The 12,702-nt window shown below is 56.8% G+C and carries 11 protein-coding genes and 1 tRNA gene; 6 read left to right on the forward strand and 6 right to left on the reverse strand.

The features are described 5' to 3' along the window. Positions 1–76 precede the first annotated feature (76 nt). Both MARHY_RS11570 and MARHY_RS11575 read left to right on the forward strand, forming a co-directional pair. A complete protein-coding gene (locus MARHY_RS11570) occupies positions 77–376 on the forward strand; it encodes a hypothetical protein (protein ID WP_011785967.1) in 300 nt (99 codons plus the stop codon). 42 nt (positions 377–418) lie between these two features. Continuing rightward, positions 419–3,262 (forward strand): insulinase family protein, encoded by a 2,844-nt coding sequence (locus tag MARHY_RS11575; protein WP_014421968.1) that lies wholly within the window; start codon positions 419–421, stop codon positions 3,260–3,262. 69 nt (positions 3,263–3,331) lie between these two features. Here the strand turns inward: MARHY_RS11575 and MARHY_RS11580 are convergent, their stop codons facing one another. Further along, a complete protein-coding gene (locus tag MARHY_RS11580; protein WP_011785969.1) occupies positions 3,332–3,904 on the reverse strand; it encodes a hypothetical protein in 573 nt (190 codons plus the stop codon). Between the two features lie 193 nt (positions 3,905–4,097). Here MARHY_RS11580 and MARHY_RS11585 point away from each other — a divergent pair. After that, positions 4,098–4,174 (forward strand) — tRNA-Arg (locus MARHY_RS11585). Between the two features lie 25 nt (positions 4,175–4,199). On the opposite strand, the gene MARHY_RS11590 is transcribed toward MARHY_RS11585, so the two are convergent. From MARHY_RS11590 to MARHY_RS11605, 4 genes are all read right to left on the reverse strand, one after another. Continuing rightward, positions 4,200–5,435: a permease gene (locus MARHY_RS11590; protein ID WP_014421969.1), complete on the reverse strand. Its 1,236-nt coding sequence runs from the start codon at positions 5,433–5,435 to the stop codon at positions 4,200–4,202. Between the two features lie 168 nt (positions 5,436–5,603). Further along, positions 5,604–6,173 (reverse strand): glutathione S-transferase family protein, encoded by a 570-nt coding sequence (locus MARHY_RS11595; protein ID WP_014421970.1) that lies wholly within the window; start codon positions 6,171–6,173, stop codon positions 5,604–5,606. Positions 6,174–6,194: 21 nt separating this feature from the next. Continuing rightward, a complete protein-coding gene (gene ald / locus MARHY_RS11600) occupies positions 6,195–7,313 on the reverse strand; it encodes an alanine dehydrogenase (RefSeq protein WP_014421971.1) in 1,119 nt (372 codons plus the stop codon). Between the two features lie 68 nt (positions 7,314–7,381). After that, entirely contained in the window at positions 7,382–8,170 is a 789-nt protein-coding gene (locus MARHY_RS11605; RefSeq protein ID WP_014421972.1) for an SDR family oxidoreductase, read from the reverse strand. 131 nt (positions 8,171–8,301) lie between these two features. On the opposite strand from MARHY_RS11605, the gene MARHY_RS11610 reads away from it, so the two are divergent. Further along, on the forward strand, positions 8,302–8,976 hold the full coding sequence (locus MARHY_RS11610; RefSeq protein WP_014421973.1) for a spermidine synthase: 675 nt from the start codon (positions 8,302–8,304) through the stop codon (positions 8,974–8,976). Between the two features lie 144 nt (positions 8,977–9,120). After that, positions 9,121–9,654: a hypothetical protein gene (locus MARHY_RS11615; RefSeq protein WP_011785974.1), complete on the forward strand. Its 534-nt coding sequence runs from the start codon at positions 9,121–9,123 to the stop codon at positions 9,652–9,654. Here MARHY_RS11615 and MARHY_RS11620 read toward each other — a convergent pair. Further along, complete coding sequence (locus MARHY_RS11620) at positions 9,647–10,690, reverse strand: hypothetical protein (protein WP_011785975.1); 1,044 nt, start codon at positions 10,688–10,690, stop codon at positions 9,647–9,649. The two genes, MARHY_RS11615 and MARHY_RS11620, sit on opposite strands and share 8 nt — an antisense overlap. 161 nt (positions 10,691–10,851) lie before the next feature. On the opposite strand from MARHY_RS11620, the gene MARHY_RS11625 reads away from it, so the two are divergent. Beyond that, complete coding sequence (locus tag MARHY_RS11625) at positions 10,852–12,696, forward strand: sensor domain-containing diguanylate cyclase (protein WP_014421974.1); 1,845 nt, start codon at positions 10,852–10,854, stop codon at positions 12,694–12,696. Positions 12,697–12,702: the final 6 nt, after the last annotated feature.

A 12,702-nucleotide genomic window follows, 5' to 3' on the forward strand; every position in this document is an offset into this window, starting at 1 on the left:
ATGACATAATCGGGAACTTCCAGCGCCATCCGGCGTCACTAACCGAGCCAGACATCAAGGTTTAAAAGAAACTGCCATGCCGAAAAACAATCCGAACACCGAACGCTATATTGCCATCGCCCGTGCCTGCCTGAAGGCCATCAACGACACCGCCGCCGACAGTGGTTCCCGGGAAGACAAGATCCAGGCCGTATACCAGGCAATCGACAAGGCGTTTCAGGCCGAGTTTGCCGATTATCGACAGTCCGTTGCGATCATGGCGACGGTGCTGGAGCGGATCGCCTCTGGTGAACTCGACGCTGACCAGGCGGCCAAACTCGCGCGCCAAACCATAGAACAGAAGCCTGACAGCGCCAAAAACAACCAGATGCACTGATCCCTTTTCCGACCTGAACGCCATTCCGGAACCCGAGGCCCCATGACTTCGAAACATCCGTTACCTGTTCGATCTCGCTACGCTCTGCTGCAGAGGCTGTTGCTGGTCGTCACCGTGTTACTGGCTCCACTGGCGACAGCCAGTGTGTCACCCACCCAAAGTCCCAATGATCCGAACCAGTATCGGTTCATCGAACTCGACAATGGCTTGCGGGTGATCCTCGCTTCGGACCCGGAAACAGACAAAGCCGCCGCCTCCATGAACGTTGCCGTGGGCAGCGGAAACGACCCGAAAGAGCGGGCTGGCCTGGCGCACTTTCTCGAGCACATGCTGTTTTTGGGCACCGAGAAGTACCCGGAGGCAGGCGAATACCAGCAATTTATTCGCAGCCACGGCGGCAGTCATAACGCGTTCACAGCGTTTGAGGACACCAACTATTTCTTTGATGTCGAAGCAGAGTTTCTGGAGCCGGCACTGGACCGGTTCGCCCAACAGTTTTCTCATCCGCTGTTCACGCCGGAACTGGTGGATCGTGAGCGCAATGCCGTCCACTCCGAGTACAGTTCCAAGCTTAAAGATGACGGCCGGCGCCTGCTTTCTGTCAGGAAGGCGGCGGGCAATCAGAAGCATGCCTTCAGCCAGTTTGCGGTCGGCAACCTGGAGACCCTGGAAAATACCGAAGGCAACCCACTTCGGCCTGACCTGATTCGTTTCTGGGAAGAAAACTATTCGGCGAACATCATGACCCTGGCAGTCTACGGCCCACAGCCGCTGGATGAGCTGGAACGCATGGTGCAGGAGCGCTTTGGCGCCATCGCCAACCGTAACCTTGAACCCAAGGTTCACCCTCACCCGCTGTACGACACCTCCCCGTTGCCAGAGAAAGTGACAGCCGAGGCGCTGAAAGACAATCGCAGCATGACGCTGTCTTTCCCGATCCCCTCTCAGCAGCGTTACTATAAAAGTAAACCCGCAGCCTACGTTGCCAACCTGCTGGGCCACGAAGGCCCCGGCAGCCTGTTTGACGTTCTGAAACGCGCAGGCATGGTAGAAAGCCTTTCCGCAGGCACAGGGATGGACACCGGCGAACACGCCACTCTCGACATCAGCATGTCGCTCACCCGGGAAGGCCTGGAACACCAGGATGAGATCATTGCCCTCACCTTTGAATATATAGATCGTATTCGTGACAACGGCATCAGCCAGCAACGCTTCAACGAGATGCGACAGCTGGCCATGATTGATTTCCGTTTCCGGGAACGCGCTGAAGCGCAAAGCGAGGCCATGCGACTGTCCAGACTCCTCAAGGACTATCCGCCTGAAGATGTTCTAAGCGCCCCCTGGCTGCTTGAGCGGTATGCCCCAGAGCAATACAGGGCGATCCTCAATCAGCTGAAACCAGCCAACCTTAAAGTCTGGATTGCTGCGCCCAACCTGGACGCGAGCGAGCCGAACCTCACGCGGTGGTATCAGACGCCCTGGGTCAGGACACCCCTGAACCTCGATAATCCGGCAGCTCCCAGCCTGGCTGAACAGCTTGCCCTGCCCGAATCCAACCCCTTTGTTCCAGAAGATCTCGAACTGGTGGGGGGGGATAGCATGGCTCACCCGGAGAAAATTGCCGAACTGGACGGACTGGATATCTGGTACGCCCGGGATACCCGTTTCGCCACTCCGAAAGCCAATCTGTTTGTCAGCCTGAGAACGCCGGCAGCGCGGGAATCCGCCCGGAGTTCAGTGCTCACACAACTGCTGGTGGACGCCATTAACACCAACCTCAACGCCTGGGCCTATTCTGCCCGGCTGGCCGGGCTGGACTACAGCGTCTACCCCCATCTTCGTGGTGTTACCATCCGTGTCGGCGGCTACAGCGACAAGCTGCACAAGCTGGCTAACCAGATACTGCTGGAGTTCGCCAATCCCGCCCTTACCGAACAACGATTCAGGATCGCGCGACAGAACCTGATGGATGCTCTGGAAAACAAGAGCAAAGAACGGCCGGTGCAGCAGACTTCGGAATTTGTCCAAACCGCCTTGCTGGAAGGCACGTTTCCCGTGGAGGAGCGCCTGGCCGCTGCGCGCGACGTCACACTGAATGAGCTGAGGGGGTTTGCCGGCAGTTTCCTCGCCCGCACTGATCCCGTCATGCTCGCCCATGGCAACCTGACACAGGCCAGTGCCCTGAATATGGCCAGACAGGTACAGGCTCTGGTGCTGAACGATCACCAGCGTAACAACGTGGATCGGGCGCGAATTCGCCAGCTGCCTCCGAGCCAGACCGCCGCGCATCTGGCGGTTGAGCACCCCGATACCGGTTACACCTTATACCTGCAGGGCAACAACACTTCCTACGCCGAGCGAGCCCGGTATCGGTTGCTGGCACAAATCATCAGTAGCCCGTTCTATGAGGAAATCCGGACCACGCGCCAGCTCGGATACATCGTCTACGCGACCGCGTTCGAGATTCTGGAAACGCCGGCGCTCGGGCTGGTTGTGCAATCCCCATCCGCTGATGCATCTGCCATCGACTCGGCCGTCAAGGAATTCAGCCAAACCTTTGCGCAACAACTGGCGGAGATGGATGACACCCGGCTTAAGCGGGAAAAACAGGCGGTGATCAGCCAACTGCTGGAGCGTGACCGGCAACTGAGCGAAGTCTCCAGCCGATACTGGCGGGAGATCGACCGGGAAAATGCCGAGTTTAACAGCCGACAAGCCCTGGCCGACGCTATTCGGAACGTATCGCTGGAGGAACTGAAAGAGACCTTCGAACAGGCCATGCTTGAACGACAACGTGCTCTGCTGGTCACCACCGGAGGCGATGCCGTGAATGATGAGGCGATCCTTCAGACCCTGCGGGACCTTGGCCCTGTACCGAAGGATTGACGAGAGATACTACGAACCTGCCCGGCGATCATTCGCCTGCCGGGCAGGTTGTCGGGTTAACAAAGCCGGTTACAGATCCACCGCAAACTGATTGAAATACACCACAGACCCAGTGCCGGTCCCCACATTCAGAATGCTGAATGCCACCTTGCCCTTCTCCTGAATAAAAGCAAACTTGTCGCTTTCATTCTTTACTTCGTAGTTCTCTGTGTCGTTTTTCTTCTCGTTATACACAGACAAGGCTCCGTCCTGGCTGCCATGACGAATCTGGGCCATGGAGACAATAATCTGCGGAATATCCTTTGCCTTGTTGAACGTCAGAATCCAGATGCCCGAGTCGTTGGTGGGCAACATCACTTGCACAAAGCCTTTCTCGGCGCCATCCTGGTATTTAGAGCTGGCCAGGTCGTTCATGCCAACCCAGTAGGAGTACCAGTTGCCTTCCAGAGCAACGTCAATGGTGTCAAATACCTTGACCTTCACACTGTTGTCGGGATCACTGACACCCAGCTGTTTCACAACGGTAGTCAGCAGGGATTTCGTGCCCTCGCCGTAGGAGTCAAAGCCACCAAAACTCTGAGCCAGACTGGCCTGGGAGAAAGACACGACCAGCAACAGCGCAAGCAACTTGTAGAACTTCATGCAGATTTCCTTTTTATCCGGTACTTGATCCGACGGCTCCGCGCCATCCCCTGCCTGAAAACAGGCCGAGCCTATGATAGTCAGCGACTACCCACGTGATCTACCCGGAAACGGCAAGACAGTGTGAACAAATGAAAAATGACGGCCTTGAGCCCGCTGCCTCAGGCCGTTATCATACCGCCTCCTTTACGATGCCCCCGTAGCTCATCTGGATAGAGCGTCCCCCTCCTAAGGGGAAGGTAGCAGGTTCGAGTCCTGCCGGGGGTACCATAAAGGCAGCCACCGAATGGCCCCGTCAGAACAATGGCACCACAACACCGCCCGCGAGCCATAGCAGCGCAACCACTACCAGAACACTCAGCACCTTATCTGTCAGCGAAGATCCGCCATGATCGTGATCATGATGGTGGTGGTCATGTGAATGCTGCTTCTGCCCTTGTCGCCAGAACCATAGCAGTATCGCTGTGGCGGTCAGAAACAGGATGTTCAAGACAGCCTGGTAATTCCACTTGAAGAACTCCCGCTCTCCCATTGAGGTCTGGCCGCTGAAGTCCGGCAACATGCCCAGCAGGGCCAGGCTGTAGTGCATCAGCAATGACACAGTCACAATGCCGACCAGCATCAGTGCGAGGATGTACAGCGCCATCTTCCAGCCATAGTAGGAGGCGTTGATTCTGAGCACTGGCAGCACAACCAGATCGGAAAAGATAAAGGCCATGACGCCCGCAAAACTCACTCCCTGAGCAAACAATACGGCCGCGAGAGGAATATTGCCCATGGAACCGATGAAGGTGAAGAAGGCTGCAATCGGCCCAACCAGTGTCTGCGACAGTACAGCGAGGAAGCCAGGGTTGGCCGCGTTCTCGCCACCGGCGCCAATAAAGAGAGCTTCAAAGAAACTCTGAGGCACCATGGCGGAGATGATGCCGGCTACGGTGAAGCCGATAAGGACATCTTTCCAGACCATTTGCCACTCCATCACATAGGTCTGGGCGATCGCCTGCCATCCTTCTTTACTAGTTATTTTTTCCTTCCAGCTTTTGTCAGAGTTGCCGCCGTCCCCGTCGCCGTCATCCATCTTTCGGCGAGCCTGAGCTTCAAGCCGGCGCGGCCGGGTAAGTCGGATCAGCAGCCAGGTTACAAGAATCAGGAGTACACCACCCACATACTCGCCAACCACAAATTGCCAACCCAGAAAAACCGCGATCACGATACCGAGCTCAATCACCAGATTTGTGGAGGCCAGCATAAACGCCAGAGACGGCGCCAGACCGGCGCCCTTATTGAAGATTGCACGGGTGGTGGCGAGTGCGGAGAAGCTGCAAGAACTGGAAATGAAACCAAAAAACGTGCCGAGCGCGATACTGCGCGGTCCATCCTCCCCCATGGCCTGCTGCATCTTCCTACGGGTAACCAGAACCTGAATCAGACTGCTTATGACGTAACCCAGAATAAATGCCCAAAGCGCCATCCAGAAAAAGCCCAGGCTCGTGGTTGCCGCTTCATTCCATAGGGATAGAAAGTTACTCAAAGCGTTCCTCCTTATCTGCCGAAGCATGCGAAGAGTCACCACCTACCCTAGCGCATAATACGACCAGTTGCTGAAACGCTCACTTGATGCCCGAACCCCTCGGCTATGCAGAGGGGCTTTGGCGGAGGGGGAGAAAAATGCAGATTGAGTTCCGGGCGTGGGGGAACCCTATTTGCGCGGATCGGTTACCGAAACCCACGAGTTGTCTGCGTGAGCATCCCGGAAAGCCAACAGGCTATCGACCCCGGAAAAATCCACCAGGTCACGGAAATCCAGCCAGTCCACCAGACAATAGAGACAGATGGCAGGATAGTTCCACTGCTTAAACTGCCCCGCTTCCACCATGGCGGACAGGGTTCGCAGCGTTGTCATGATGCGTTCGCGCTGAAGGTTATAGAACATTGCATCCTGGCTGGTATCGATTCCGGACCTCTCAGAAAGCAGCATGGTTACCGCAGAATCGTTGGCGCCATCAATCAGCGTTAACTGGTTCTCCTGGTCCCAGGTGAGGGCGTCAAGCCCAAGCTTCTGACCAAGATAACGGGCGATAACCCGTGAGTCATAGAGCTCCTGATCGCCATCAATCAGTACCGGGATTTTCAGGGTGGGATTAGTACGCCGCAGCTCATCACGGTCTTCCCCATAAATATCGAGATTGATGAACTCGTATGGTTCATCGCTCAGCAGGAGCCGAATGCGGCGTACATAAGGCGACGTGATAGATCCAATCAGTTTCATGATACCTCCAGGGAGCCAGGGTCAGGACCCCAGCAAGGATTCGGGGTCTGTATAGGGGTGCCCGGTAGCGTCTGCGACTTCCCGATAGGTGACTTTCCCCGCAGCGACATTGAGACCGGCCTTCAAATGCGGGTCTTCCTTCATCGCCCGGTCAGCCCCCTTGTTGGCCAGCGCAACAACATAAGGCAAGGTCACGTTGTTCAAGGCCAGCGTGGATGTGCGCGCGACGGCGCCGGGCATGTTGGCAACACAGTAATGCACAACGCCATCAACAATGAAGGTGGGATCATCGTGCGTGGTTGCCCGTGAGGTTTCAGCACAACCTCCCTGATCAATGGCCACATCAACAATCACGCTGCCCTCGGGCATCCGGCGAATCATATCCCGGGTAATGATTTTCGGAGCCGATGCACCCGGAATAAGCACGCTGCCAATAACCAGATCAGATTCAGTGACCGCCTGGTCAAGCGTCTGAGTAGTTGAAAATAAGGTGGTCAGACGATTCCCATACCGATGGTCGAGTTCCCTGAGCACGTCCATGTTACGATCCAGCACTGTCACCTGGGCTCCCATACCGATGGCCATGGCAATGGCATTCTGACCAACCACGCCCCCGCCAACCACCGTTACTCGCGCCGGTGGGACACCGGGCACACCTCCCAATAACACGCCACGACCTCCCATGGCCTTTTCCAGGCAGTGAGCCCCCGCCTGAATGGCCATTCGTCCGGCCACTTCCGACATGGGTGCCAACAAGGGCAAATGGCCGGTACGGTCAGTCACGGTTTCGTACGCGATACACGTGGCCCCAGAGCGCACCAGATCGTCAGTCTGGGGTTTGTCCGGCGCCAGATGCAGATAGGTGAAAAGGGTGTGCTCCGGCTTCAGCATCGCCCGCTCTTCAGACTGGGGCTCCTTGACCTTCACGATAAGCTCGGCCAGCTCGAAAACTTCCCTGGGGCTTTCCACAATGTGTGCCCCTGCCTGCCGATAATCCTCATCGGAAAAGCCGATGGCGACACCTGCACCAGTTTCGACCAAAACCTTGTGTTTATGGCCACACAATTCATGAACCGCCGCTGGCGTCAAACCAACCCGATATTCGCGGTTCTTGATCTCCTTCGGTACACCAATCTTCATGCGCTACCTCCTTACGGCCGGCCCAAATGGACCTCTGTTGCAGTGTAGTCAAGGCTATCGGTCAGCACTCACTCCTGATAAATCATCTTGCGCGTCATGCCTCCGTCCACCACAAAATTCTGCCCGGTGACGAAGCCAGCCTCGGAGGAAATCAGGTAAGCCACCAGTGTAGCGATGTCTTCGGGCCTGCCAACGCGGCCGGCCGGATGCTGCTGGTGATCCGCTTCTGACAGAGGCTCGACAGCCTGCTCGCTTCCCTGCCAGTCACGGGTATCTATCCAGCCCGGGCTGATACAGTTCACCCGTATTTCTGGTCCCAGGCTAATGGCCAACGCATGGGTCAGTGCCACAAGGCCGCCCTTGGTGGCGGCGTAGGCTTCAGTATCCGGCTCTGATTGCAGGGCCCGTGTGGAGGCCATATTCACAATCACGCCCCTCGCCTTCCGGAGATACGGTACCGCATGTTTGCTCACCAGAAACGGCCCGGTCAGATTGACATCCATTCGACGCTTCCACTGTTCAAGGCCCAGTTGTTCTATCGGGCCGGTATGAGGGTCCGCAATGCCAGCGTTGTTAATAACGGCATTCAGGCCACCACCCCAGTGCACCGTTTGGGAAATGATATTCTCAACATCCGCTTCGCTGGCAACGTCGCCTGCCAGAAACACGACTTCACCCTCTGCGTTGGCAACCAACTGTTCACCTACGGCTTGGTCAGTATCACAGAATGCCACTTTCCAGCCCGCCGCCGCCAGGTGCAGCACTATGCCTCGGCCAATTCCCTTCGCGCCTCCTGTCACCAGGACTACCTTTTGCATTCGTTCCAAGTCTGCCTCCAACGGTTTCGGTTCCGTCATTACTATTCGGCGGGCTTTGCGCCGGACGGATTGATTGCTGCAGTTTAGCAGCAACTGATTGATACGGTTTTCGCCGAAGGCTGTATCAACAGGTTAGAATGCCCGCCTGCCCACACTACCGGAAACCAACCATGGCCCGCTTTAACGAAATTGGCACCGCAACCATCCCCGGCAACGGCACCTGCTTGCGACTGCTGCAACGTAATGACGAGTTTTCCATCAAGATTGCCGGCGCCCCGGGTGAACTGATGAACAGCCGCTTACATGGTTCGGAGGATGCACTCGCCACCCTCGCCTGTGAACGCCTGAGCCATCTGCCCGCGCCACGGATCCTGATTGGCGGGCTGGGTATGGGCTTTACCCTGGCGGCAGCGCTTTCGGCTACAGGCGATCAGGCTCAGGTGACGGTGGCCGAGCTGGTTCCCGAGGTAGAAACCTGGAATCGCGGACCATTGGGCACAGCTGCCGGCTACCCCCTGGACGATCCCCGGGCCGCCGTTCACATTGGCGATGTGGCAGAACTTTTGCGGCAGGGCGATGGCAACTGGGACGCCATCTTGCTGGATGTGGATAACGGTCCGGAAGGTCTTACCCGTAAAGAAAACAACTGGATCTACTCTCCGGAAGGCATCGCCGCCGCCCAGAAATCCCTGAGCAACGACGGCATTCTCGCCTACTGGTCGGCCGGTCCGGAACAGGCCTTTACCGAACGCTTGCGGCGCGCTGGCTTTTCGGTGGAACCCGTTGTTGTGAGAGCCCTGCGTCCGGGTAAAGGCGCCCGTCACACAATCTGGCTGGCCTGGTAATTTGGGGGATGGCGGGCGATTCCCGATCGGTTTGTTGCCATACGGTCATTCGAAATACAGGTTCAGGTGTACTAGGGTTACTGATGAAGCCGCTATGTTTTGACGAGGATCTGGTCCTCGGCGAAACACTCAGGAGGTCTTTCCATGAAACCCTCAGTGAGTATTACCGGTGAACAGGAAGCCCATAAAGTAGCCGCAATATTCGAGACAGAAACCGATGCCAACGGCGTTGCACGGGTGCTGTCGCAGGAAACCAGTCTGGATCACGAGCAAGTCATTGTTGTAAGCCCCCAGGACCAACACCCGGGTGAAGAGCTGGAGCCAGAGAATCAGGGCATATGGCAAACGCTGGTGCGTTCGCATCTCTGGCTCGGTATCGGCGGTGCAGTCGCAGGCTTTATTGTGTTCCTGATACTGAGCGCTATCGGCGTGGGGTTTATTGCCCAGAATGGCGTGGTTGCCGCAGCCGTTCTTGCGGCGCTCGGCCTGATACTTGGCCTGTTGGTGGCTGGAGGCGTTACGCTCCGGCCGGACCACACACCCTATGTTGCCAAAGCGCAGTCGGCTCTAAAGGAGGGCAAGTATGTACTGACCGTGCATGCCTCCAGTTCTGAGCAACTCAAGGAGGCCACGACGGTCCTGAAAAACCGGAACGTCCGGTTAGTGCGCACTATCTGAGCCTCCGCCCCCGGAGCCACGTTATTGGTAGCAACCAGAGCACGGTGGCCAGTAGCCAGCGCGTAAGCAACAGCAGTGGCAGCAGTACCAGGAACCATCCTGGTATCTGCACCATCCAGGCCGGCACGCCCAGTACCCGGGCAGCGCCGGCGAATACGTCGTTCAGTAAGGCGGGGTGTTTGACAACGACATAGACCAGAGCCACCGCAGCGGGCCACTTTGCGTTGCTAACCATGACCGAAGCCATTCGCCCGGCCCGCGCGAGGCGGGAAGAATAGGCCGCGGAACGGGCGGTGACACTCGAGGCTCTTGCAGTACCTGCTGCCGCCCGACCGGCTTTCAGGAATTTCACCGCACTGCCAATAATCAGCGCGTCTACGGCGGCCCAGCCGACATCTTCCATGCGGATCGGCTGATCGGTACGGTACCGGGATTCCAGAGTCCGGATGCCACTGGTGAAGAACTGCGTAATGCCCTCTGTAATCCGCTCCGTCCAGATCCACTCTATGTTATTGCCATCGGCCCCCACCACGAACTGGCCCGTGAAATCCTGCCCTTCTTTATTGGCGAAGTTGACGGCATACCAGGCACGCTGTTCCGGCGTCAGGACTTTACCGGTGCCGGCAACCCGGTTCATCATCTCAATCGAGCCAACCGGATTCTGATAAAAATGCATCACAGGAGGCATCAGATACTCGCCATGGGCTCGCAGGGCCCGCCGAAATTCCGGTTCTTCACCAAACAGATCCATTACAAACCTGGTCCACTCGGGGTATACCTGCAACGCGGCCTGAGCTTTCAGCAACAGCAGGCGGTCGTCCCGGTAATCCAGCAGGAGCGCCTGCAGAGCCAAGGCTTCGCCCAGCAGCGGTGATTCCGTACCGAATTCATTCTGGGCATGCAGGCGCACAAGCCGTTCTTCAACCGGTTGCGGTTGCAAGCGTACTGACACCAGAACGGCCACCACCAACGTGAAAAGCGCCAGCCACAATAGTCGCCGTCTGGGCCGGGACTGGAACAGTGCGGGCTCTGTCATTCAGTACTCCTGCTATAAAAACCTCAGTCTACATGGAAAATCTCAAACATGAAGGCTGACACATGTCAACATCGGTTACAGAAAACAACTCTAGGTGGGTATACCCGTTGCAAAAAACGGATACCATGTCCTTATAACCTCGCTTTCGTCCGACGGCACCTATGGATATCTTCGAGCAGAAACGCCGCATTATCACCACTGCCATCGTTGCAGTTGTTCTCACTGGAATCAGTATTGCCGTGGTGGTCTCCACCCCCCTGATCAATCAGATCCATAACCAGGCCGCAGACACTGCGAGCCTGGTGGCCGATGCCAAGGCCGAGAGCGTTCGGGCGGTATTCGATCAGCATCAGGATCTGGCGCGACAAACCGCCAGTCGCTCTGAGCTCGCGCGGGTTATGGTCGAATACAACAGGGGAAACCTGGCACTCGCTGACTTGCGGACCTTTTCTCGCCCCAGGCTTGACGATGCCGCAAAAAACATCGACAACCTTGCCGCCATCGTCCGGTTTGATGCCAGTGGCGCCGAAGTTGTGCGCGTCGGGCCTCTGGACGATCAACTTCCCGCTGACCTGCCTATGCCATCCGGGCTTGATATCCAGTCCTACCCGGTAGGGGTAAATAACGAAGCGAGGCCGTTACTGCACGTCATCGCTGCGATACGCGTGGATGAACAGATCGTAGGCTATGATCTTCTGCTGTTCGAACTCTCCTCACTGATTCCCATCTTTCGCGTGGATGCGGACTCCAGTCTGTGCCTGCTTGATGTCGAGAGAACGCGGCGACTGATCTGGACCGAGCGCAGTCATCAGTTTCAATTGACAACACCCAATGGTTGCCTGGCCGAACAGGAAGGTATCGATTACAAACCAGACCTCGACTTTTTCCGGGCTTCGCTTCCAGACGGCACCCGTGTGCTGGCATTCATAAGACTAGTGGAAGGATATGGCTGGGAAATCCATATGAATGCCAGGACTTCCAGCGTGTTCGGTAAAGTGATCGAAGACATTGTTATCAGTGTTGTGCTGATACTCATGCTCTCCGCCCTTGCCGGCACAATGGTCTGGCGTTCACTGATGCCGATTGTGCATGCACTGGTCAACCAGGCCTCCCAGATTGCCCGGTCTACCGATGAGCTTCGGCTGGCCCAGCAGGTCTTTAACCACACCCACGAAGCCATCGTGATTTGTGACACCGGTTTACAGGTTATTCGTGCTAACCCGGCCTTCAACGAGATTACCGGCGCAACAACGAAGACACTTCGCAATACAAACCTGATGGCATTTATCGACAGTGACAGATGCAAGGAGATAGACCGGGAAGAAATCCACCGGCATCTTGTCGCGGAAAATGCCTGGCAAGGCGAGGTCTGGCTGACCGGGCCCGATAATGATCCGTTCCCCAACCTGCTGACGGTTTCGCCGGTACGCAATGCCCGGGGACAAATCCAGCAACTGATCCTGACCTTCAGCGATATTACCGCACGGGTACAGGCAGAAAAGCAGATGTTCCGGCTGGCACATTTCGACAAACTCACTGGCCTGCCAAATCGCACGGCCCTGGAAACCCACCTGGAACAAGCCATCGAGCAGGCACGGCGCCAGCATCATCACTTCGCCCTGATGTTCCTGGATCTGGACAAATTCAAACCGGTAAACGACACCATGGGCCACCAAGCTGGCGATGAGCTGCTACGGAATGTCGCGAGAAGGCTCAAGCACAGTATTCGGGCCAATGATGTGGTGGGGCGCCGGGGTGGGGATGAGTTCGTGATCATAACCGGGCCATTGACCAACGATGCCGATGCCCAACCCATTGCTCGCAAAATGATCCAGGTGCTGAATGAGCCGTTTCACATTCAGGGCCAGACTGTGCACATTGGTGCCTCGGTGGGAATCGCCTTGTACCCGGACAACGGCCAGACCGCTGAGCTTCTACTGGCCACCGCCGACAAGGCCATGTATTCCGTGAAAACCAGCGGTAGGAACAACCTGGCGTTTGCCTGACCGGCA

The sequence above is a fragment of the Marinobacter nauticus ATCC 49840 genome, assembly GCF_000284615.1.
Lineage (GTDB): Bacteria > Pseudomonadota > Gammaproteobacteria > Pseudomonadales > Oleiphilaceae > Marinobacter > Marinobacter nauticus.

Excerpts from the sequence above, each read along its gene's own strand:
- MARHY_RS11570 (WP_011785967.1), top strand. The coding sequence starts at position 77 with ATGCCGAAAAACAATCCGAACACCGAACGCTATATTGCCATCGCCCGT.
- MARHY_RS11575 (WP_014421968.1), top strand. The coding sequence starts at position 419 with ATGACTTCGAAACATCCGTTACCTGTTCGATCTCGCTACGCTCTGCTG.
- MARHY_RS11580 (WP_011785969.1), bottom strand. The coding sequence starts at position 3,904 with ATGAAGTTCTACAAGTTGCTTGCGCTGTTGCTGGTCGTGTCTTTCTCC.
- MARHY_RS11595 (WP_014421970.1), bottom strand. The coding sequence starts at position 6,173 with ATGAAACTGATTGGATCTATCACGTCGCCTTATGTACGCCGCATTCGG.
- ald (WP_014421971.1), bottom strand. The coding sequence starts at position 7,313 with ATGAAGATTGGTGTACCGAAGGAGATCAAGAACCGCGAATATCGGGTT.
- MARHY_RS11605 (WP_014421972.1), bottom strand. The coding sequence starts at position 8,170 with ATGACGGAACCGAAACCGTTGGAGGCAGACTTGGAACGAATGCAAAAG.
- MARHY_RS11610 (WP_014421973.1), top strand. The coding sequence starts at position 8,302 with ATGGCCCGCTTTAACGAAATTGGCACCGCAACCATCCCCGGCAACGGC.
- MARHY_RS11615 (WP_011785974.1), top strand. The coding sequence starts at position 9,121 with ATGAAACCCTCAGTGAGTATTACCGGTGAACAGGAAGCCCATAAAGTA.
- MARHY_RS11620 (WP_011785975.1), bottom strand. The coding sequence starts at position 10,690 with ATGACAGAGCCCGCACTGTTCCAGTCCCGGCCCAGACGGCGACTATTG.
- MARHY_RS11625 (WP_014421974.1), top strand. The coding sequence starts at position 10,852 with ATGGATATCTTCGAGCAGAAACGCCGCATTATCACCACTGCCATCGTT.